This is a genomic window from Nocardiopsis sp. NPDC055551, assembly GCF_053619415.1.
Genome location: NZ_JBSHJJ010000013.1, coordinates 208,091 through 228,714 on the forward strand (window position 1 = coordinate 208,091; position 20,624 = coordinate 228,714).

The window sequence follows — 20,624 nt, forward strand, 5'->3', positions numbered from 1 at the left end:
CCTGTCTTGTTTTTGGAGTTCGTTGTGCCGATCGCGGACCCGGGTGCGGGTGCGGCCACTCCCGCACCCCCTCTGAGCGTCAAGGAGCAGGAAGACAGTCTCAAGGACGGCGATGGCATCATCAGCCCGTTGACCTTCCCCGACCCGCCGGTGTCGGTGGGTTATGTCGAGGCGATGGCCTCGGGGTTGCGTGAGTTGGGTACCTCGATCGCCGACACCGGTAACGACATCACCGGGTCTTGGGCCGGGTTGAGTGCTCACTACTCCGCTCCGGAGGCCGAGACCCTGTTCTCGGTGCTGGACCCGGTGGCCACCGACGGCGACACCGTGGGTGAGGAGTTGGACCGGGTGGCCCGGGCGTTGGAGAACTTCGCCGAGGATGTCGCCGACATCAAGACCCGCTGGTCCAACCTGCGAGTGGAGGCCTATGACCTGCGCTCGCGTATCGCCGCCGAGGGCGATGACTGGGACAAGGGTGGTGGGTTCCTCGGGTTCGGTGATGCCCCGTTGAAGGAGGAGAACGACGCCCTGGTCGAGCAGGGCCGCACGATCATCACCGATTACACCGAGGTGGAGAACACCTGCGCCAACGCCATCAACGCCGGGATTTCCGGTCGTACCAACTTCGAGAAGCAGCCCGAGGGTGACGCCGAGCTCGACCCGAACGTGTTCTACCACGGGTTCGATCAGGACCTGTCGGAGTTGGCCGAGGCGTGGGGGCATGAGAGTGCCCAGACCGACCACGGGTGGTGGGTCGATGTCAGCCATGCGGTGTGGGACTTCGGTGTGGACGCGGTGCAGGGTGTGGGCGCGATGGTGGGCGCGCACTCTTCCGAGGGCTGGTTCCAGGCCTCGTGGGGGGATGCGCTCAAGGAGTACCACTGGGACAACCTGACCTCGGCGGCCTCGTTGGTGGGGATGTATGACGCCGAGTCCGACTCGTTGGGGTGGAACGGCGGGGAGGGCGTTGGTGAGGCGTGGAAGGACCTGGCGCATTCGGTGGTGCCGTGGGAGGAGTGGGGGGATCGGCCCGGTTATGTGATCGGGACGGCGGCGTTGAACGTCATCGGCCTGGTGGGTGGTGCGGCGTTGACGGCCACGGGTGTGGGTGCGGTGGTGGGTGTGCCGTTGATGGCCTGGCGTGGGATGTCCATCGTGGACGGGATGGGCGGCTCGGGTCGCGGCGGTGCCGGTGGGGTGGATATCGATCTGCCCGATGTGTCCCATGTGCCGCAGTTCGGTGGTTCGGGGTCGCCGCTGATCAACCTGGCCGGCAGGGCGCTGGACGCCACCGGGTTCGGCCCGAGCCAGTTGGCCGATTTCAAGGCCATGGTCAACCGCTTGATGCCGTCCGGGCATAGCGGGGTTGAGCCGGCCGGTTCCGCCTCGACGCAGACGGCCGGGGAAGCCGCCGGTGGTGGTCGTGGTTCGGCGCAGACCGTTGGGGAGGCCGACCCCCGTTCGATCCGGCGTCCGGTACAGGTCTCCGCTACTGCTGACTCGGGCGGGAGTAGTACGGCTGCGGCGGGTGATGCGACGGTCTTCATTGAGCACGGCGCAGGGGAAGCGGATGGTGGCCGCTCCGCTGGTGCTCGGCCCGTGCAGGCGACCGCGGAGGACGAACAGCGCCCGACCCAGCGTCCGGCGCAGGACCCCACAGTGGGCGATGCGTTGGTCGGTGACGACATTCTCAACCACCCCGACCTCGCCGAGATCGACAACAAGACCAAGTCCGACCCCGCAGCCCAAAGGGACCTGGCCACAGTGGACCGGGACCGCGCAAGCTCCCGACCCGAGATTCCTTTCTCACCGGAGGTGCGGGAGGCTTCCGGGGCTTCATCGCAGTCCACGGACGACTCCCTCAGCAGGGTCGAAGACAACGATCAGAACCGCGACCCGAACGCGGGCAAGGCCCTGGCGACAGTGGGTGCTGGTCACTCGCCGGACACCCTGAGGGCGTCCGCGTCCAGGAACCCCCCGATCTTCCCGGAACCGATGTGGCTCGCCGGCAGTAACGAGTTCGGAGGCGGTCGGCCCTTCGGTAACGAGATCGCCGAGGGATCTGGGAACCGCAACACCGACATGCACGACAACAACCCTGTCGCCCGTAACCAAGACGGGGGATCCCTCAACTCGGCCAAACCCGATCTGGGCACCTCGGGCCATCGTGACCCGATCAACTCTAGAGAATATGGAAGCACCCAGCGGGACGGCGGGGATTCGACCACAGGTCGAAGAGGTGACGGTCCGGTACCTCCTGGCGGACGTAGAGACGGCATCGACCCTGATCTTGAACCCCGCAAGGATGCCTCTGAACGGGACACCGGCCCTCGGCGCACAGATCAGGACGGGGGCTCGCCCAAGGGTTCTCCGAATGAGGGAGGCGACACCCGGGTGCCGGGTCCCCATCCGACCGTGGACTCTCGGGACAATGACAAGGATGGGACGGGCCCCTCTACATCCGATAAGGACTCGACGGACAATAAGGACAGTAAGCCTGTCTCTGTCCCCAAGGACAGGTTCGACGCACAGGACAAGGCTTACGACCTTCTCCGGGACATGGACTTGGGAACCGGGAGAGAGTTCCGGAACAACCTCGTCGACCTTGTCAACAGTAAAAAGTACGGACCGCTCCTGGAAAGAGCATTCTATCTCTCCAACGGTCATCGCTATAGAACCGACATTGAGATCAACGGGGAAGCCATCCCCACCCTTGTTCGGGCGGGGGATAAAGGCCCCTGGCTCTCTCGTGATGACCTGCTCCCTCCCAAGCCGCCGGACTATCTTTTCGGAACGGCAACCGGGACAAGGGCTGGCCTCGGGGCCGCTGTTCTTCGAAAGTTGGATATAGCCGCAGCGATGCGCAAGGCGTCCTTGATCGCCCACAATCCCTTGGATAAGCGAGTCCAGGCTCTCAAGGAAAAGCTTAAAAATGATAAGTCGAAAATGACCGAGGGGCAAATCGAAAAGCACCAGAAAAAAATCGAAGTCGCCCGTGCCATTCGCTCTCCGATGGCCGCGATGAAAACGAGGCTCACTGAAAGCTTCGGAGAGAAGGCCGCGCATAGAGGTGTGCTGGACAACTTCACGGGAAAGAATGTCACCCTTGAGGAGGTGAAAAGAGATAAGTACGGAAGGATCGTCAAAGACGAAAACGGTAAACCGATCGTAGAAAGTCGGGAAGTCCGGCTTCCGGAGCTCGCTGAAAGTACTGAAGCAAATCCGAACCCGATCCCGGCCAGTGAAAGCGCGCCGAAGAGTGGGAACAGTCAGTTCGATCAGATCTGGCGCACTGACCTCGGTGATGGGAAGATCGGGTACGTCATCGTCGAGGCGAAGAGCAGCCAGGACACACCACTGGGCAAGCGTCTGCTCAAGCCTGTTGATGGTAAGGGTGAGCCCAAGTGGGTATCCCAGGGTAGTCGCGAGTACTTTGATGAGATTCTAAGACTTATGCAAAGCAGGGGCGGGGAGGAAGCGACGCTTGCTCAAGAAATTATCGACAAGCTTGTATTGGAGCCAGATTCTATCCACTATGTGGAAGGCAGGGGTAATCCAGGTGAAACTGGAGACTATCAAGGGAATTCTATGAGGTTTTATGATATTGAAAAGAGGCGGAAATGACCTATTTTATCCCTGCGCATGACCTTAGGCACCGTGAAGAGTCTGACTTGATGGAGAGGATGCGTGGTAATCGAGACAAATATCCGCCAGTCCTAGAAGAGTACCCTGGCAGGATTGATGTCATGGTCGGGTCTTTTCACGTCGCCACTACTTATAAAACTTTGGCGGATCCTGAGGTGGCTGAGTTGGACACCTGGGAGGCGTGGGTGATCGATATGCAGATGCACTACGCACTGTTTAAGATCATGACCTCTCCTGAGGGTGAGCCTTTGGAGTTGATGATCCACCATAAAGTGCGGAAAACGAAGGGGTTCGGGCCGGACTACTCGGCCAACGCGGGTAACTGGACCACCGCGTTCTTCCTGGCCGTGATCTGTCGTGAGCAGGAGCGATACCGGGAGCTCTGTGAGATCTCGGTGGAGACGCTTCGTGAGTACGGGGAGTCGGAGGGCACCCGCTACAACCCCTACGTCTACTACTGGATCGCCGCTCTTCAAGACTTTGTTCTGGGCAGACCGGATCTGGGTGAGAACCTGCTCAAGGCGATGGAGCTGTCCGCGCCTGAGCAGTCCGAGATCGGTACCGCGGAGAGCCTCGACAAGCTGATCTTCCCCCAGCTGAACGCCTTCCGGTACCTGGTGGAGCGGGACAGTGACCGGTTCAACGAGGCGCTGGCCGAGGGGTTGGTGTCGCATGCCGAGTTCTGGACGACCGAGGACCGCGTCAACGAGATCGATGGGGTCTTCCACCTGGGTCTCCTCGCCCTCGCGTGCCTGGCCTATGACACCGCGGAGGTGGATCCTGACTTCAGTTTCGAGGTCGAATCCGGGTATCTGCCCAAGCATCTCGTGCGCAGGTCCTGGTACGGCGAGTTCCCCACGTGATCGGCCGCTGTCCGGGCAGAAGCCTGCCCGACCCCGAACCTTGGACATAAGTGTGGGGCGAGGCCCTCGCGACCTCGCCCCACACCCCGGTGGCCGGGGGAGACGGTCCGGGTCCTGCCTGACCCGGTTCCGCCACCCTTGACCCAGTTCCCCCGACCAGGGTCTTGTGTCCCCTCAGCTCTCTTTGACCGCCCCCAGGTCGTACAGGTCGGCGAGCGCCTCATAGGAGTACATGCGGGCCTTCTTGTCGAAGATCATCGACGAGACCATCAGCTCGTCCACACCGGTGTCGGCGACGAACTGGTCGATCTTGGCCTTGACGGTCTCGGGCGCACCAATGAACGAGTAGCGCAGCATCGACTCCAGCTGCTGCTTCTCCCCGGGCCGCCACATGGTGTCCAACGACGTGGGGTCGATGGGCGGCGGCAGGAGCCCGCGGGCGTTGCGCAGGGTGCCCAGGAACGACTGCTGCATGGACGTGAACAGCCTCCGCGCCTCGTCGTCGGTGGGGGCGATGAACACGTTGACCCCCGCCATGACGTAGGGCCGCGTCGACTGCTCGGAGGGCGCGAAGTTCTCCCGGTAGGAGGCCAGGGCCTCGTACAGCGCCTGCGGTGCGAAGTGTGAGGCGAACGCGTACGGCAGCCCCAGGTGGGCGGCCAACTGGGCGCCGAACAGGCTCGACCCGAGGATCCACAGCGGCACGCGAAGCCCCTCGCCGGGCACGGCGCGCACCGGCTGGCCGGGGGCGGCCGGCTCGAAGAAGGCCTGCAACTCCTGGACGTCCTGCGGGAACGTGGAGGAGGCGGAGTGATCGCGGCGCAGCGCACGCATGGTGCGCGGGTCGGTGCCGGGCGCGCGGCCCAGCCCCAGGTCGACGCGGCCGGGGTAGAGAGAGGCCAGGGTGCCGAACTGTTCGGCGATCACCAGGGGCGAGTGGTTGGGGAGCATGACGCCCCCCGAACCCACGCGGATGGTGGAGGTGCCCTCGGCGATGAAGCCCAGGGCGACGGAGGTGGCGGCGCTGGCGATGGCGCGCATGTTGTGGTGCTCGGACAGCCAGAATCGGGTGTAGCCCCAGCTCTCCAGGTTCTGGGCGAGTTCGCGGGCGTCACGGAGGGCCTGACCGGGCTCGGAACCCTCGACGATGCTCGCGTGGTCCAGGACGGACAGCGCGAGCCCACCCCCGGGTACGGGCGATCCGGGAAGGTTCACTCTGGCGCTCTCGGCTTCGGTCATCTCAGTTACCCCCACTGACCTCGAATGTTCGATGATCGACGATCATCGAACATTGACGGTACACTCGCGCCTGAACGCATACCAAATCCGAACGGGTGAGTGGAGGTGGGGCCTTGGCGCCCCGGGGTGTGTCCAAGGGGCCGGAGCATCCGGCGCTGGACGAGGTCGAACTGGTCACGGTCCTGTCCGCGCTGGCCGAGCCCACGCGGCTGCGGATCGTGTGCATGCTCGCGGCACTGGAGGGTGAGCGGGCCTGGAAGGACATCGATCTGCCGATCGCGCAGTCCACGCTCAGCCATCACCTGAAGATCCTGCGCAACGCGGGTCTGCTGCTGAATCGGACCGAGGGCACGCGGTGCTTCGTGTCGTTGCGCGACCAGGAGTTGGAGGGGCGCTTCCCGGGGCTGCTTGAGACGGTGCTCAACTGCCGGGACCGCTGACCCCACCGCGACCGGTGTCATCCTCAGCTTGTTCACGATGGGACCAACGAAGGTGGCCGCGGTCGAGTTCCCCGGACGTACGGAAGACCCGGCGATCTCTTCCCCCCTGATGCGAGAGATCGCCGGGCCTCCACCCCCCTACGGGAAGGGCCCCTGAACCCTCTGGTCCCCATCTCCCTCCCGGTGCCCGTCGGTCGGAGGGCAGTAGATCCAGAGGCCCTGTGGCGGTGGTGAGGCATCCACGTGCGTGAAGAACGTGGATTCCCCCGATAAACCTCACCGCCGCACTTTGGAAATAGGACTATCGGAAAGTTCTACCCGGGAATGACGAACTTCCGATATTCCTCTCTTCGGTCCGCCCGACCTCGTGTGACTAACGTGGAAAAGCGGGCCCGTGATGTACTCTAGCGCCTCGCCGGACCATTCATGACCCGTGCCGTGGGGCCGGGCCGTGGCCGACGCGACCCCTCGGACGTGGAGTGTCGAGTGCATCGTGTGGACACCACGACTGCCACGGTCCTCGATGCGAGGACCACCACGGTCGGCTGTCCGACGACAACGAGTATGCCCGAGGGCGCGCGTCGTCCGCAGCCATTCGCGATTAATCGTTGAAGTTGATCTTGGGGTTCGGCCGGATCCGGCCATCGGTCTTTTGTTGGTTCATATGCCTCGAAGGAACCGCTTGGTGGTACTGCGGGTCGATCGTGTAGGGCCAACGGGGTTCAGGACGAAGGGCCCGATATCTGGAGTTCGACTGGAAAGCGGGCTCGCGCGAACGCAATGGTTGCACGGGGTTGCAGCCGATGGGTCCGGCGATGGAGGTGAGAACCGCGTCCGCGCGGGCAGGTCCTAGCACCAAGAGGCCGCTGACGGCATCCCACCCTCAGGTAGTGTGCCTCGCTCCCCCCGGCTTGCAGAAGGGTCACTCGTGAACATCGGCGAAGAGTCCACCAACGGCCATCGGCCGACCGACGACGTCGGGAACCGGATCGGCGAGACCTTCGGTGGATACCGGCTCACCGAGGTTCTGGGCGTGGGCGGTTTCGGCACCGTCTACCTTGGGCGCCATGACGACGGCCACGTCGCCGCCATCAAGGTCCTGCACGAGCCGGCGGGCGTCTCCCCGGTCGAACGCGAACGCGACCGGGAGCGTTTCCGCAAGGAGGTCGAGCACAACAAGCAGGTCAAGCGGTACTTCATCGCCGAAGTGTTCGACGCCGGGACCGAGGAGGACCCGCCCTGGGTGGTGACGGAGTACGTCGAGGGCCGGACCCTGCGCGAACTCGTCGGTGAGGAAGGCCCCCTGTACGGCGACCCCCTCTACCGGCTGGCGCTCGCCACGGCCACGTCCCTGGGCGCCGTGCACGGCGCCAACATCGTCCACCGCGACTTCACCCCCACCAACATCATCATCACCAGCGAGGGCGTCCGGGTCATCGACTTCGGGATCGCCCGCACCCTGGACAACCGCACCGCCCTGGCCAGCGGCCTCATCGGCACCCCCCGGTACATGGCACCCGAACAGGCCAACGGCTCCGAGGTCACCGCCGCCATCGACGTGCACGCCTGGGGAGCGGTGATGGCCTTCGCGGCGACCGGTGGGCACGTGTTCGACGCGCCCAACGACCACCGCATCCTCGAACGGATCAAACACGACACCCCCGACCTGCGGGGAGTGCCCGACTACCTGGCGAGGATCGTGGCGAGTTGTCTGCACAAGGAACCGGAGCGGCGCCCCACCTCCTACCAACTCCTGGCCATCCTCCTGGGCAAGGAGGTCCCGCTCGAGCACGAACGCCTCGAAGCCGGCCACGCGAGCGGCACCCTCCTGCTGGACGAGGGCGTGCAGGCCTACTGGCGCAGCGTCAGCGGCAGTAGACGGGCGCCCTTCCAGATCGCCGGCGTGTACTACGCCGACCCCACCGAACTCGCCGCCGGCATGCAGGAACGGTGGGCGGAGGCGCACGAGATGCTGAGTGAGCCGCGCGAACGCCACGCGTTGCTGCGTTGGCTGCCCGAGAAGGACAGCGGGGCCCACCGGGTGGTGGGAGCGCTGCCGGAGGACTACGGGGGCGCCGACGTCCAGGCCGCCCACCTGATCGCCGAACTCGACCCTCACCTGGGCGCGCTCTTCCGCGACGTCGACATGTCCTGGGGCGCCCTGTTCAGTACCCGGGACGGGCGCGCCTGGCCGTATCGGGACGGCGAGTACGACTCGCTCATGCACTTCATCGAGCGCTATGACCTGTTGGGGGCGTTCGGCAAGCACCACTGCTTCCGTAACGAACATGAGCCGTGCGTGTGGGGCGCCCCTTGCGTCCTGTACGGCAGGGTCGCCCGCCAGGCCACGGTCCTGTTCGATCGGCTGCGCAAGGGACAGGAGTGGATGAACAGGGTCGCCGAGTCCCTGGCGTTCACCCCGAGGGAGATCTCGCCGGTACGCAAGGGCGACCTGGTCCACATGCTCGCCACCCACGACAAGCGCGACGCGGACGCGGGTGTGCTGGTGGCGTGGGTGACGCAGGGGTTCCAGGAGGGTCCCGAACAGCAGGTCCTCCAGCGGGTGCGCGCCGCCATCGAGGGGGCCGACGACCCATGGCCGGTGGCCGTGGCGCTGCGGGCCCAGCGCGAGGACCTGTCGACGGTGGCGGAGCGGGGCAAGCGGCTGCGCGACCGTGCCGAGGCGCGGCGGGCACGGCGGGCGAAGGCCGTGGGGGAGGGCCGGGACGAGGGCCTGCCCGCCAAGTCGCGCACCGGTGAGGCCGAGCGGGAGCGATCCCAGGAGAGGCTGGAAGCCTTGGAGAGCGGTGTCTCCCGACACCTGCCCCGGGGCATGTCGATCCTGGGCGCGGGTACTGCGGCGGTGGGGCTGGTCTTCGGTGTCGCCTACACGACCACCCTGGGCGTGCTCGCGGTGGTGATGATCCTCGCCGGGGTCGCCCTCGGTGCGATCGGAATGGTCCTGGGACGGGACCAGGGCAGGGAGATCGACGCGCTGCGGCGGCGTCTGGAGGAGGGGCCCGGCACGATCACCCGACCACCCGCCGTCGTCGAGGACGACGACGGCTACGAGGGCGATGTGGGAAGCGAGGAACAGCTCAAGAAGTTGCGCGGGCACCTGTCTGATTTTCCGGGCTGAGTACGAATTCCCTCCTCCCGCCCAACAACCTGATAACGGCCGAGGACGCGAAACGGGGCCTTTGGATGCTGTGGCGCCGGTCTCATTCGCCGATTCGCGAAGGAACGCATGGAACCTGGAACCACGATGAGCAGCGGCTTCCCGGTCCAGGGGCGGTCGCACGCGGGGTGGCGGGTGGTCGGCCGAAAGCCCTTTCCGGGCGGCCCCGTAGGGCTTTTCGATACCGCAGACCCGGCGACGGGTACCCCGACGATTGGGTAGATTCTCAGGACCACGGGATCGAATGTGCTATCCCGGCACAGGCCACCACAACCGTCCCTTGATGTGTGGAAAGCTGCCCCCAATGGATTTCTCCTCTCCCGCCCTACCGCCGAACGTCGCACCCCTGACCGACGGCGACCCGCTCCAGGTCGGCCCTTACCGCCTGATCGGGCGGCTCGGAGCCGACGGTCTGGGCACCCTCTACGCCGCCGTCTCGCCGGACCACGAGACGTTGGCCCTGAAGATCGCCGACGCCGAATGGACCGATGGCGCCGATGCCGCCGACGAGGACGCGCTCATGCGTCAGGTGGGTGGTGTGTGCACCGTCCCGGTCCGGGACGGCGGTGTCCACGAGGGACGCCCCTGGTCGGCCGTCGGATACATCCCCGGGTTCGAGCTGTGGCAACGCATGCGCGGCCAGGGGCCCTTCAGCGGCAACCAGCTCCTCGTCCTCGCCGCCGGAATGGCCGAGGCCCTCGCCGGCTTCCACTCCCTGGGCCTGGTGCACGGGGACATGCGCCCGGGCAACGTGGTCGTGGCCGCCGACGGTCCCAAGGTCCTCGACTACGGCATCGTCCGCCGCATCGACCCGAGCGCACCCACCCAGAGCGCCCAGAGCCTGGGCTGGTTGGCCCCCGAGCGCTACGAGAGGGCCGCCACGTCCACCGCAACCGACGTGCACGGGTGGGCCGGTCTGGTCGTGTACGCCGCCACCGGCATCCCGCCGTTCGGCCCCAACCCCGCCGGCCACGTGCCCGGGCGGGTCCCCGGACAGATCGTGTGGGAGATGGCGGCCCGCGCCCGCGAGGCGCGCGTGGACCTGAGCGCCCTTCCCGAGGAACTGCGCCCGCTGCTCGAACGCGCGTTCTCCCCGGACCCCGCCCGGCGTCCCTCCGCGGACGAGGCGTACCTGGAATGCCTGCTGCTGCTCGGTATCGACGAACGGGCCACCGCGGACACCTGGCCCGACCGGCTGCGCGCGCTCATCGCCGAGCACTGGTCCGCCCAGAACATCCCCCCGCACGACCCGGTGACCTGGACCAACGCCGCCCTGGCCCAGACCACGACCGAGCCGGAGCCCGCTCCCGCCGCCGCTGCCGCCGCTGCCGGCACTCCGATCCCGGCCCCGGAACCCGAACCGGACGCCAACGCCTACCTGTTCGGGGCCCGGGGAGAACCCGGCGCCGCGAACCACACCCAGGAGCTGGTACTCGAAGAGGACGAGGAGACCGCCGGCGGGCCACGCGTGGGCCTGTGGCTGGCGGTCGGCGCCCTCGGCATGGCCCTGGCGTTGGGCATCGGCTACCTGCTGTTCGAGACGCTCGGCGACGCCGAGCCCGAGAACGTCGTGGCCGAGGAACCCGACCAGGGCTCCCCGGGCGGTGCCGCCCAGGAAACGGAATCGGAACCCGAACCGGCCGAGCCCGAGCCCATGGCCTGTGACGACCCCGAACGGGTCGATGCGCAGGACGCCCGGGCACAGTGGCGTCCGTTCGACCCGGGGGCCGCCGCGGCCCAGACCTACCTCGAACTGCTCACCCCTGGGCCGGAGGGCACCCCGATCGTCGACCCGGAGATCTGGCCGTTCGTCTACCCGGTCGACCACGACACCGTCGACTACGGGTTGGCCACGCCGGGCCTGAGCGCGTTCCCCGTTCTGTCCGTGTGCATGACCCAGGTGGTTCCGGCCGCGGACGGGGCCGAGTTCTCGGTGGAGCTGCGCTACCACCCCGACGTGGGCAGCCACATCGTGTACGCCGAGGACTTCATGACCCTCGTCCCGCTCGACCCCGCGGAGAACGCCGGGGTCGACAAGGAGGTCCACCGAGGCGGTACCGGCAGCGAGCTGGAAGCACCCCTGACACCCCTGACCGTGTTGGGTCCGGACCACCCCTCCGAGACACTGACCGTGTACATCCCGGGAGCCCCCGAGCGCGGAGGGGTGGCCTACCGGCCGGCCGCGCACTCGGGTCCGCTGACGCACGAGATGAGCGGACACTGCTACGACGTGGACGGCACCCTGGAGTGGCGTGAGGAAGAGGCGATGGGCTCGGGCTTCTTCGCGGTCCCGGACACCTCGCTGGAGTCCAACACGATGATGGACTGCCCCGTCGAGGAGGGCTGACCCCTACTCACCCGTGCGACCGGGCAGGTGGATCCCGGCGTACACGCGTCGGCGCAGCAGCGTCTCGGCGGGGCCGCGCCCGCCGCGACGCCGGGAGAGGTCGGCCCACACCAACGTCGCCGCCCACGTCGCCACCGCCACACCGGCGGCGGCCGAGGCACTCGCTGTCGCGCCCCAACCCAGTCCGTAGGGCGCGAACACCAGGGTGAACACCACCGCCTGCGTCAGATAGCAGCTCAGGGAACGCTCGCCCACGGCGGCGACCGCCAGTACCAACGGGTGTTCGGTCGCGTTCGCGTTGGACAGTCCGAGCGCGACCAGGGCGATGAGGGCGGCCCAACCGGCACCACCCGCCCAGCCGACCGCATCGTGCAGGATCCACAGGGCCGGCTCGACCTCCGGGCCCGGGTTCGGCACCAGGGACGCGCTGACCAGGGCGTCGGGCAGGCCGCCCGCCACCGCGAGCCCCAGACCGACGACGACGGTGCGCACCAGCAGGGTCCGGTGCTGTTCGGGGTGCTCCAGGATCCGGTGGCGTCCGGCCCAAACACCGACCAGCAGTGGGGGCATCACCACCAACACCAGGGTCACGGGCGTGTACAGCACCCACTCGGCGAAGCGTTCGCCCATCGCCGCCACGAGGTCCGACTCCACCAGGGAGGGCGCCGCGGCGTACGCGGCCGGGCCCTCCTCCTCGCCCTGGCCGCCCAGGACGAAGGTGAGCAGGGAGTTCAGGGCCACCGAGCCCCCCGCGAACAGGCCGGCCGCCCACAGCAGCGCCCGGTCACCGACCCGCAGGAAGAACAGGAACAGCACCAGCGACAACCCGTAGGCGCCGATGATGTCCACCGGCAACAGCAGCACCCCGTGCGCCAGGCCGATCAACAGCATCCACAGCCCGCGCCGGTGCAGCACCGTCCGCACGTGCACCCATCCGCCCCCCGACTCGGTGACCCGACGGGCGATCCAGACCATGCCGTAGCCGAACAGCAACGAGAACAGCGGGATCGCCCGGCCGTTCACCAGGAGGGATTGGGCGAAGGTGAGCGCCTGGTCGCCCACGCCCCGGACCGTGTCGGCGTGGGTGAGGAAGAACCGCGCGTTGACCAGCGCGATGAACAGCAGCATGAAGCCGCGGGCCAGATCCGGGGCGAGGGAACGCCTCATGGTTCTCTCCGAGGGGTGAGGTGCGTGAGGGGACGACCTCGAAACTACGGATCGGCCCGAGGGGAACCGATGGGGCTGAGGCGAGACCTTCGGTGGGGTTCCCCCTACCCGCACGTCCGGTTAAGGTGGTGGGGCGTCGCGTGTCCCGAACCAAGAGCAGTGGGCCGGTCGGTCGACATGGAGGCGCCTGAATTCTTCGGGGAGCCAATCGTGAGCCACTACTTCGCGTACGGAATCTGAGCGGCTGAACCGCTCGCGGCCCTCTCCGGGCCGCCGCACCGTCCGGCATCTTGACCGGCGGCCTCCCCGAACACCATTCGCCTCGGCGCTTCCGTGCGCTCCCTTCGCCTTGCCCCGCCAGGCCTGTCCACGTCGCTTCGGCCGCGTCGTTTCGGCCACGCTGTGCCGGACAGTGCCTTCGACGGCGATACCTCGTGTGCTCGGGGTCGGCCGCCTCCACTCACTCAGGAGGTACTTCCATGACCGACCAGACCACTCAGTCCGACCGATCCGACCAGACCACTCAGACCGCGCAGTCCGACAGGCCCCATCCGCACGCCCGCCCCGAACCGGTGGTGAGTCCCTTCAACGTGCCGGTGGTGGAGGAGTTCCGTGCCAACGGAGGCCACGTCGGCGGCATGTTCGAAGGCGGTGACCTGCTGCTGCTCACCACCACCGGGGCGCGGTCGGGCCGCGAGTACACCAACCCGCTCGGGTACCTGAGGATCGACGACCGGCTGCTGGTCGTCGCCTCGGCGGGAGGGTCCTCGCGCGACCCCGACTGGTACCGAAACCTGCTCGCGCATCCGATGGTGGTCGTGGAGCTGGGCACCGAACGCTTCGAAGCGGTCGCGGTACCCACCGAGGGCGCCGAACGGGACCGCCTGTTCGAGGAGGTCGTTCGTCGCGAACCGGGGTTCGGCGACTACGAGTCGCGGTCCGGGCGCCGGCTGCCGGTGGTGGAACTCCAACCCGCCGCCCTGGAGAGCGCGGGGGAGGTCACCAACCTCGCCGAGAAGCTGTTCGAGGTGCACGGGTGGCTGCGCGGCCAGCTCGACCGGGTGCGCGAGGAGGCCGAGGCGTACCTGGCCGAACACGCCGGCAGCGGCGCCCCGGTGGGGCTCAACCTGCAGATCCGCCAGCACTGCCTGGCGTTCTGCGAATCACTGCATTTCCACCACAGTGGAGAGGACGGTGTCTTCCCGGGTCTCGCGCAGGGCTACCCTCACCTGCGCGAACCCATCGAGCGGTTGATCGCCGAACACCGGGTCGTGGACCGGATCCGCGGCGAGCTGGAGCGGCTGTCGGCCGACCTGGCCACCGCCGACCCGGACCGTTTCCGCGCCGAACTCGACCGGATGTCCCGGGAGCTCAACGCCCACCTGGACTTCGAGGAGGAGAGCCTGATCCCGGTCCTGTCCCAGATCCCCTTCCCGCCGCCCACCCCCGCGGAGTGACCCGCCGGGGTCAGCCGCCGAGGAGGCTGCCGAAGTCGATGTCGCTGCCCAGGATCATCGACCCGACGATGAGGATGAGCAGGCCCGGCAACAGGGTCGTGGCGGTCACCACGGTCACGCGCGGGTTGAGCTGCTGAGCCTTGCGGCGCATGTACTGGGCGTCCTCGCGACGCATGTCCTGGCTGATGTTGACCAGGGTGTCGCTGAGCGGGGCGCCCAGTTCCTCGGCCTGCTGGATGGCGGTCACGAACTTGCCGAGTGACTCGTTGCGGTTGCGGCGGCGCAGGGCGTCGAACGCCTCCCGGCGGGAGGTGCCCAACTCCATCTGGCGCAGCGCGATGACGAACTCGCCGGAGAGCACACCCGGCATGGAGTCGGCGACCCGGGCCACGGCGGCGCGGAACGACATGCCCGCGCTCACCGTGACCGCGAGTACGTCCAGGAAGTCCGGCAGTTGTGACTGCACCTGATCGGCCCGCTCCTGGGCCTTGACGTACATGCTCAGGTCGGTCAGGCCCACGAAGGCCAGCATCACCAGGCCGAACATGGCGTTGTCGGACAGCAACAGCAGCACCGACAGGCTGCCGTAGAGCGCGACCTCGCCGATCTTGCGCCGGACGTACCTTTCCACGGTCAGTCCGTCGACCCGGCCGGACGCCTCGATCCGTTCGTGGATGGATCCGCGGCGCTTTTCGGTGAGCGAGGCCAGGACCGAACCCGCGAAGGGGCGGCCGATCGCCTCGGTGATCCGGTGCAGGAAGAACGTCTCGTCGCTCTTGACGACGGGACGCGCGGTCGGCTCGTCCACCGGCACGCGCGTCTTCGACATGCTCAGGTGCAGGCCATAACAGGCGAGTACCACGATCAGTGCCGACGCCAGTGCCACCAGCAGGGGGAGCAGGTTCATCCGAGTTCCTTCGGGGGGATTCGGGGCTACATCTTGAACTTGGTGATCCGGGACACCGCCACGAATCCGATGACGAACAGGGTCGCCACGACCAGCAGCAGCCCGATCCCGGCCGGTTGGGAGGTCATGGTGCGCATGATGCCCGGCTGGATCATGTTGAGCAGGAACAGGGCGCCCACCGACATGAACCCCAACGCCCACACGGTGCTGGTGGTCTCGGACAGGATGGTGCGCACCTCGCGCCGGGTCTCCTTGCGGTTCTCCAAGGTGGCCGAGATGTTGCGCAGCGCGCTGACCAGCGAACCACCCGACCTGGACGCCACGATCAGGGTGGAGAGCAGCACGCCGAGCTCTCGGGAGGGCATGCGTTCGCGCAGTTCGGCGACGGACTCCTCGAAGCTCGCGCCCAGCTTCATCGACTCGGCCATGCGTCCGAGCTCCTCGCCGGCGGGCCCGTCGAGTTCGTCGGCGGCGATGGCCACCGCGGTGGGCAGGGCCAGCCCGGCGGAGGTGGCGTTGCCCAGCACCCGCGCCAGGTCGGGCAGTTGACCGGTGAACTCCTCGCGGCGCTTGGCCTCGGCCCGGCTCAGGTAGGAGAAGAACAGGAACCCCACCCCCACCGCGGCCAGCAACCCGAACATCGGCGCGAGGATCTGCCAGACCACGATGACGGCGAGCAGTGCTCCGCCCACCAACGCGACCAGGAAGGTGGACAGTCGCGTATCGGTGCCCGAACGGGCCAGGCGGCGGCTGAGCCGGGCACCCCACTGGGTGCGGTGCAGCGCCACGTCCAGGCGCGCCATCGGGGTGGAGGCGTCGTACTCGGCCTGGGCCAAGGCGCTGCGGGACGCGATGAGACGGCGCTGGTCGGAACTGGCCACGAACTCCCAGATCGCCCACAGCAACACGGCCAGAACCAGAGCGACCCCACCGAGGATCGCTGCGAACTGCCAGGTCACGCTGACTCCCATCGCGTCGGGCCCGGCGGTGACGCCGAGGATCGGGGGGTACGGGGGAAAGTGGTCACCGGTGTCCTCCGCCGGGGCCGTCGGGGACCACGCCGAACACCGAGGGGATGCTCTCACCGACGTGGTAGATCCGACCGGCGACGTGGCGTGGCAGGGGGCGGTGCCGGAACTCGCCCTTCACGTCGTGGTCCGCTCCGGCGGGCAGCGACGCGAACTCCAACAGCGAGTCCAGCCGGAACTCCTCGCTGCGGCGCGAGGACACCACGGCCACCTCGGAGACCCGACGCGACCCGTCGGGCCACCGGCCCAGGTGCACGATCGCGTCCACCGCGTTGTTGATCTGGTCGCGCAGCGCGTTGTAGGGGACACGTCCGTCGCCCAGGGTGGCCAGGGTCTGGATCCGGTGGATGGCGTCCTCGGCCGAGTTGGCGTGCACCGTCACCAGGGAGCCGTCGTGGCCGGTGTTCATGGCCTGGAGCATGTCGATGGTCTCGGGCCCGCGCACCTCACCGACGATGATGCGGTCCGGGCGCATCCGCAGCGCGTTGCGCACCAGGTCACGGATGGCGATCTCGCCGCGTCCCTCGATGTTGGCGGGCCGCGACTCCAACCGCACCACGTGGTCCTGCATCAACTGGAGTTCGGCGGAGTCCTCGATGGTGACGATGCGTTCGGTGCTGGGCACGAACGCCGACAGGGCGTTGAGGAAGGTGGTCTTACCGGTGCCGGTACCGCCCGAGACCACGATGTTGAACCGGGCCCGGACCATCGCCGACAGCAGCACGCCCGTGGCCTGGTCCAGGCTGCCCATGCGCACCAGGTCTTCGATGGGGTAGGGCTTGGGGAAGCGTCGGATGGTCAGCACCGGACCCGACAACGACAGCGGCGGGATGATGACGTTGACGCGCTCGCCGCTGGGCAGACGGGCGTCGACCATCGGGGATGACTCGTCCACGCGCCGGTTCACCAGCGAGACGATCCGGTCGATGGTCTGGTAGAGCTGCTCCTCGCCGTTGAAGGTCGCGTCGATGCGCTCCATCCGGCCCGCGCGTTCCACGAACACGTTGTCGGGGCCGTTCACCATGATCTCGGTGATGGTCTCGTCGGCGAGCAGGGGTTCGAGTACACCGAGGCCCAGTGCCTCGTCCACGACCCGTCGGGTGAGGATCGAACGTTCCCGGTCCGACAGCACCGGCCCCTCGCGGGAAAGGATGTGCCCGACGACCTTCTCCAGGCGGACCCTGCGCTGGGCCAGGGTGAGCCGTGACAGGTCCTCCAGGTTGATCTCGGCCAGGAGTCGCCGTCGCCAGTGCGTCACACTGCTCCGGTCGGCCCGTTCCTCGTTGGAACGGTCTTCTTCCAGGCGGTCCTTCAGCCCCATGTTCCTCGTTTCCTCCTTGGTGGACGGGCCACGCGTCACATGTTCGGCATGTCCACCCGACGGGTCAGTGTCACGTTCAGGTCCACCGAGAACACGATCGGCAGCGAGTGCGAGACCTCGACGTAGAACCCGTCACTGTCATTGGTGCCGCTGGTGACGGTCGCTTCGTCCAACCAGCTCGGCAAGGCCTGATGGGCGGCCTCCTCGGTGCCCTCCCGGGCCCCGGCGCGCGCCGCGGACTCCAGCCGTTCGATCGCCACGAACGAGATGAAGGCCTCGAAGGCGACCACCACGGTGAGCAGCAGGATCGGCAGGACCGCGGCGAATTCCAGGATGGGGCCGCCGCGGTCGGCGTCCCGGCGCGCTCGGGGGCAGAGGCCGCGTCTCACGTGTCGTCCTCCCCCGGTTCCGATGGCTCCGCGCCAGGTGGTGGCTCGACGACGCCGTCACGCGGGACGACCTCGGTGACGACCCTCGCCTCACCCGTGATGTCCCAGGGTCCGCTCGTACCTGGCAGGAACACCGGCATCGCCACGGTCACCTGGGCGTAGCGCGCGCCGTCGCGCTCCACGACGGAGGTGGTGAGCACGTCGGGGGCGTCCCACGGAGAGAGCACGCGCTTGCGGGCCTCCTCGTCGATGCGCTCCATGTCGTCGGGGGTGACCGCGGCCTGCCGGGCGGCCTCGGCCGCGCCGTGCGAGGCGTACATGGAGGTGAGGCCGATGAGCAGCACCTGCCACACCAGGGCCAGCGCCAGCATCATGAAGGGCACCATGGCGGCGAACTCCACGATGATCGCGCCCCGGTCGTCGCGACGCGAGGAGGCGCCGCCGCGTCGCTCAGCCACCGAACCCCCGTCCCGTCGACCCCGGATCCCAGCCGCCCGATCCACCGGTTCCGCCCGTTCCCCCGGGGCCACCCGACCCGCCGGGGCCCCGCGCCCCGGTCACCGCGTGCCCGTTGAACACGTTGTGGCCGCTGGCGTTGAGGAATCCGGACACGTCCCGGGTGGAGGGTGGTCCGTCCGACGAGACTCCCGGCGCCGGGGTGGCGCCGCCGGAGGGGGTGAACCCGCCCTTGTCGCTGCCGCCCGGCCCGGTGGGCGCGGTGAACAGGTCAAGCTCCGCGGCCAACCGCGCGAAGGCCTTGCGCAGCCCCTCGTCGGTCACCTTGGTGGGGTCGCCGTTGTTCTCGCCGGGCTCCAGCGCCCGGTAGGCGGCCGGGACCGGGGTGCGCAGCACCTTGGTGCCCAGCAGTTGCTGGAGGAAGTCCGGTTGGATCTCGTTCTTGCGGCTGTGCCGGGTGACCAAGGAGTGCACGTTGTCCTGGGTGCGGATCTGTAGCCGTTCCCACATCGCCATCAGGCGTTGGGCCCCGCGCATCGCCGGTACGTCCGGGGTCACCGTCACCACGGCGTTGTCGGCCAGCTCCACCGCCATCGCGGTGGCCTCGTTCATGGTGGACCCACAGTCCACGATCACCAGTTCGTAGCGTGAGCGCAGGGCGCTGAGGATGCGTCGGGTGGCGCGGGCGTTGACGTCCTCGCCGCGTTCCCCGTGTTCGGGGGCGAGCAGAACGTGCGGGCCGCGCGGGTCCACGTACAGGGTCTCGGCGAGCATGCCGGGGCTGATGTCGTCGGCGCTCTCCACCAGGTCGGTGATCGACCGACGGTGCTGGAGATCGAGGAAGGCGGGCAGGTCACCGGCCTGCAGGTCGAGGTCGACCAGGCACACGACCCGGTCGCGTCTGGCGGCGGCCATCGCCAGGTGCACCGCGCAGGTGGTGGTGCCCACCCCGCCCTTGGCGCCGCTGATCGTCAGTATCCGACCACGAACCCCGGAGGCCGGTAGTTCGTGGGAGGCGGACTCCAGGTGGCGGCGCAGGGTGCGTGACCATTCGGCGGCCTTGGCGATCCGCGTCTCCAGCTCGCCGATCCCGGCGTCCGCGGACAGCACCCCGCGGGCGCCCGCCTCCATGGCTCCGGTGAAGGTGTTCGGGTCCATGGCCGAGGACACCAGCAGGATCGCCAGTTGGGGATGGCGGTGGGACAGGTCGCGCACGGTCTCCAGGACCGGCGCGGGCCCCATGTCCTCGTGGATGAGGATGACGTCGAGTTCGGGGAACTCGCCGGCCGCGTCGTGCAGTGCCGTGCCGGTGTTGCGGATGGCCACCAGGTCGCACGTGCCCAGTTCCTCGAACCGTGCGGCGAGCACCATCTCGGTCTCGGATGTGGGCATCCCCGCCAGAACGCGGAAGTTCACCGCTGTCTACCCCCCATGCGGCACGCGCCGCTCGTCGGTCTGGTCGGCGGCCTGATCGATCAGGTCGTCGAAGTCCCCGCTGCAGAACTGTTCGTCACCCACGGAACCGCCACCGTCCGCGCTGACCAGGGCCAGCCGCAGTTTTGTGGAGAACTCCTCGGCGTAGGCGAGCTGCAGCGCGCTGTCCGGATCGAGCCGGAACGTCACCGGAACCACACCGGTCACCCCCGAATCGGTCTCCTGACTGCGCAGCTCACCGATGTCGAGGACCTCGACCTCGGTGATGACACGGGTGGCGCAGGCCTCGCCGTGGTCGCGCGGCTGGAAGGTGCCGTAGATGTCCACGACCGAGCCGCGTCGCACCTTGCCGGCCACGCCGGTCTCGGCGTTGACCATGATGGCGATCTCGCGTTCGCCCTCGGTCAGGGTCGGCTGCGGCTGCACCATGCCCTGCTGCAGGAGAACACCGCTCTCCAGATGGGAGGCGGCGACCAACTGCTGATCGGCGGGAGTGTCCACGTCGGAGAGGTCGGAGATGAACACCTCCGGGTCGAAGTACATGCTGGGGACCTCGACCGACTCGACCTGTTCCTGGGTGATCGGTTGGTAGGCCTCCACGTCGTCGACCAAACGCAGGACCGTGGCGAACTGGCCCAGGCGTTCCTGCTGGCTGTCGAGGTAGGTGAACACGGACGCGAATACTGCCACTGCGCCGACCGCGGCCACGACCATGAGCAGGACGCCTCGTCGCTGACGGGGGTTCATAAGGGG

Annotated in this window: 15 protein-coding genes; 6 read left to right on the forward strand and 9 right to left on the reverse strand. The window is 67.8% G+C overall.

Going from position 1 to position 20,624, the window contains the following annotated elements; genetic code table 11:
• Nucleotides 1-24: 24 nt before the first annotated feature.
• Together ACWGSK_RS22945 and ACWGSK_RS22950 are read left to right on the forward strand one after the other, a co-directional pair.
• On the forward strand, nt 25-3,624 hold the full coding sequence (locus tag ACWGSK_RS22945) for a hypothetical protein (RefSeq protein ID WP_452456698.1): 3,600 nt from the start codon (nt 25-27) through the stop codon (nt 3,622-3,624).
• 122 nt (nt 3,625-3,746) lie between these two features.
• Nucleotides 3,747-4,508 carry an immunity 49 family protein gene (locus ACWGSK_RS22950; protein ID WP_452456699.1) on the forward strand — a complete coding sequence of 254 codons (762 nt, stop codon included), beginning with the start codon at nt 3,747-3,749 and terminating at the stop codon, nt 4,506-4,508.
• Between the two features lie 174 nt (nt 4,509-4,682).
• Here ACWGSK_RS22950 and ACWGSK_RS22955 read toward each other — a convergent pair whose 3' ends face one another.
• The gene (locus tag ACWGSK_RS22955; protein WP_452456700.1) at nt 4,683-5,747 is read right to left on the reverse strand and encodes an LLM class flavin-dependent oxidoreductase; all 1,065 of its coding nucleotides are present in this window, start codon (nt 5,745-5,747) and stop codon (nt 4,683-4,685) included.
• A gap of 113 nt (nt 5,748-5,860) precedes the next feature.
• Here ACWGSK_RS22955 and ACWGSK_RS22960 point away from each other — a divergent pair, with 113 nt between their 5' ends.
• The 3 genes from ACWGSK_RS22960 (at nt 5,861) to ACWGSK_RS22970 (ending at nt 11,712) form a co-directional block, all read left to right on the forward strand.
• Complete coding sequence (locus tag ACWGSK_RS22960) at nt 5,861-6,187, forward strand: ArsR/SmtB family transcription factor (RefSeq protein ID WP_067597387.1); 327 nt, start codon at nt 5,861-5,863, stop codon at nt 6,185-6,187.
• A 928-nt stretch (nt 6,188-7,115) separates the two neighbouring features.
• A complete protein-coding gene (locus ACWGSK_RS22965; protein ID WP_452456701.1) occupies nt 7,116-9,326 on the forward strand; it encodes a serine/threonine-protein kinase in 2,211 nt (736 codons plus the stop codon).
• Between the two features lie 343 nt (nt 9,327-9,669).
• Nucleotides 9,670-11,712 carry a serine/threonine protein kinase gene (locus tag ACWGSK_RS22970; protein WP_452456702.1) on the forward strand — a complete coding sequence of 681 codons (2,043 nt, stop codon included), beginning with the start codon at nt 9,670-9,672 and terminating at the stop codon, nt 11,710-11,712.
• Between the two features lie 3 nt (nt 11,713-11,715).
• Here ACWGSK_RS22970 and ACWGSK_RS22975 read toward each other — a convergent pair whose 3' ends face one another.
• Entirely contained in the window at nt 11,716-12,879 is a 1,164-nt protein-coding gene (locus ACWGSK_RS22975) for a DUF418 domain-containing protein (protein WP_452456703.1), read from the reverse strand.
• Nucleotides 12,880-13,358: 479 nt separating this feature from the next.
• On the opposite strand from ACWGSK_RS22975, the gene ACWGSK_RS22980 reads away from it, so the two are divergent.
• Nucleotides 13,359-14,336 (forward strand): nitroreductase/quinone reductase family protein, encoded by a 978-nt coding sequence (locus tag ACWGSK_RS22980; RefSeq protein WP_452456704.1) that lies wholly within the window; start codon nt 13,359-13,361, stop codon nt 14,334-14,336.
• Nucleotides 14,337-14,346: 10 nt separating this feature from the next.
• Here the strand turns inward: ACWGSK_RS22980 and ACWGSK_RS22985 are convergent, their stop codons facing one another.
• The 7 genes from ACWGSK_RS22985 to cpaB all read right to left on the reverse strand — a co-directional run bounded on the left by ACWGSK_RS22985 (nt 14,347) and on the right by cpaB (nt 20,618).
• Nucleotides 14,347-15,243: a type II secretion system F family protein gene (locus ACWGSK_RS22985; RefSeq protein ID WP_358504111.1), complete on the reverse strand. Its 897-nt coding sequence runs from the start codon at nt 15,241-15,243 to the stop codon at nt 14,347-14,349.
• 26 nt (nt 15,244-15,269) lie between these two features.
• Nucleotides 15,270-16,202, reverse strand: coding sequence for a type II secretion system F family protein (locus ACWGSK_RS22990; protein WP_358504109.1), 933 nt, complete (start codon nt 16,200-16,202; stop codon nt 15,270-15,272).
• A gap of 64 nt (nt 16,203-16,266) precedes the next feature.
• Entirely contained in the window at nt 16,267-17,592 is a 1,326-nt protein-coding gene (locus ACWGSK_RS22995) for a CpaF family protein (RefSeq protein WP_358504106.1), read from the reverse strand.
• A 35-nt stretch (nt 17,593-17,627) separates the two neighbouring features.
• Nucleotides 17,628-17,981, reverse strand: coding sequence for a TadE/TadG family type IV pilus assembly protein (locus tag ACWGSK_RS23000; RefSeq protein ID WP_358504102.1), 354 nt, complete (start codon nt 17,979-17,981; stop codon nt 17,628-17,630).
• Entirely contained in the window at nt 17,978-18,382 is a 405-nt protein-coding gene (locus ACWGSK_RS23005; RefSeq protein WP_452456712.1) for a pilus assembly protein, read from the reverse strand. The genes ACWGSK_RS23000 and ACWGSK_RS23005 overlap by 4 nt, the downstream gene beginning before the upstream one ends.
• A 49-nt stretch (nt 18,383-18,431) precedes the next feature.
• On the reverse strand, nt 18,432-19,853 hold the full coding sequence (locus ACWGSK_RS23010; protein ID WP_452456705.1) for an AAA family ATPase: 1,422 nt from the start codon (nt 19,851-19,853) through the stop codon (nt 18,432-18,434).
• Between the two features lie 6 nt (nt 19,854-19,859).
• Nucleotides 19,860-20,618 carry a Flp pilus assembly protein CpaB gene (gene cpaB, locus ACWGSK_RS23015; protein WP_358504096.1) on the reverse strand — a complete coding sequence of 253 codons (759 nt, stop codon included), beginning with the start codon at nt 20,616-20,618 and terminating at the stop codon, nt 19,860-19,862.
• Nucleotides 20,619-20,624: the final 6 nt, after the last annotated feature.

Excerpts from the sequence above, each read along its gene's own strand:
- ACWGSK_RS22980 (WP_452456704.1), top strand. The coding sequence starts at position 13,359 with ATGACCGACCAGACCACTCAGTCCGACCGATCCGACCAGACCACTCAG.
- ACWGSK_RS22995 (WP_358504106.1), bottom strand. The coding sequence starts at position 17,592 with ATGGGGCTGAAGGACCGCCTGGAAGAAGACCGTTCCAACGAGGAACGG.
- ACWGSK_RS22970 (WP_452456702.1), top strand. The coding sequence starts at position 9,670 with ATGGATTTCTCCTCTCCCGCCCTACCGCCGAACGTCGCACCCCTGACC.
- ACWGSK_RS22975 (WP_452456703.1), bottom strand. The coding sequence starts at position 12,879 with ATGAGGCGTTCCCTCGCCCCGGATCTGGCCCGCGGCTTCATGCTGCTG.
- cpaB (WP_358504096.1), bottom strand. The coding sequence starts at position 20,618 with ATGAACCCCCGTCAGCGACGAGGCGTCCTGCTCATGGTCGTGGCCGCG.
- ACWGSK_RS22950 (WP_452456699.1), top strand. The coding sequence starts at position 3,747 with ATGGTCGGGTCTTTTCACGTCGCCACTACTTATAAAACTTTGGCGGAT.
- ACWGSK_RS22985 (WP_358504111.1), bottom strand. The coding sequence starts at position 15,243 with ATGAACCTGCTCCCCCTGCTGGTGGCACTGGCGTCGGCACTGATCGTG.
- ACWGSK_RS22955 (WP_452456700.1), bottom strand. The coding sequence starts at position 5,747 with ATGACCGAAGCCGAGAGCGCCAGAGTGAACCTTCCCGGATCGCCCGTA.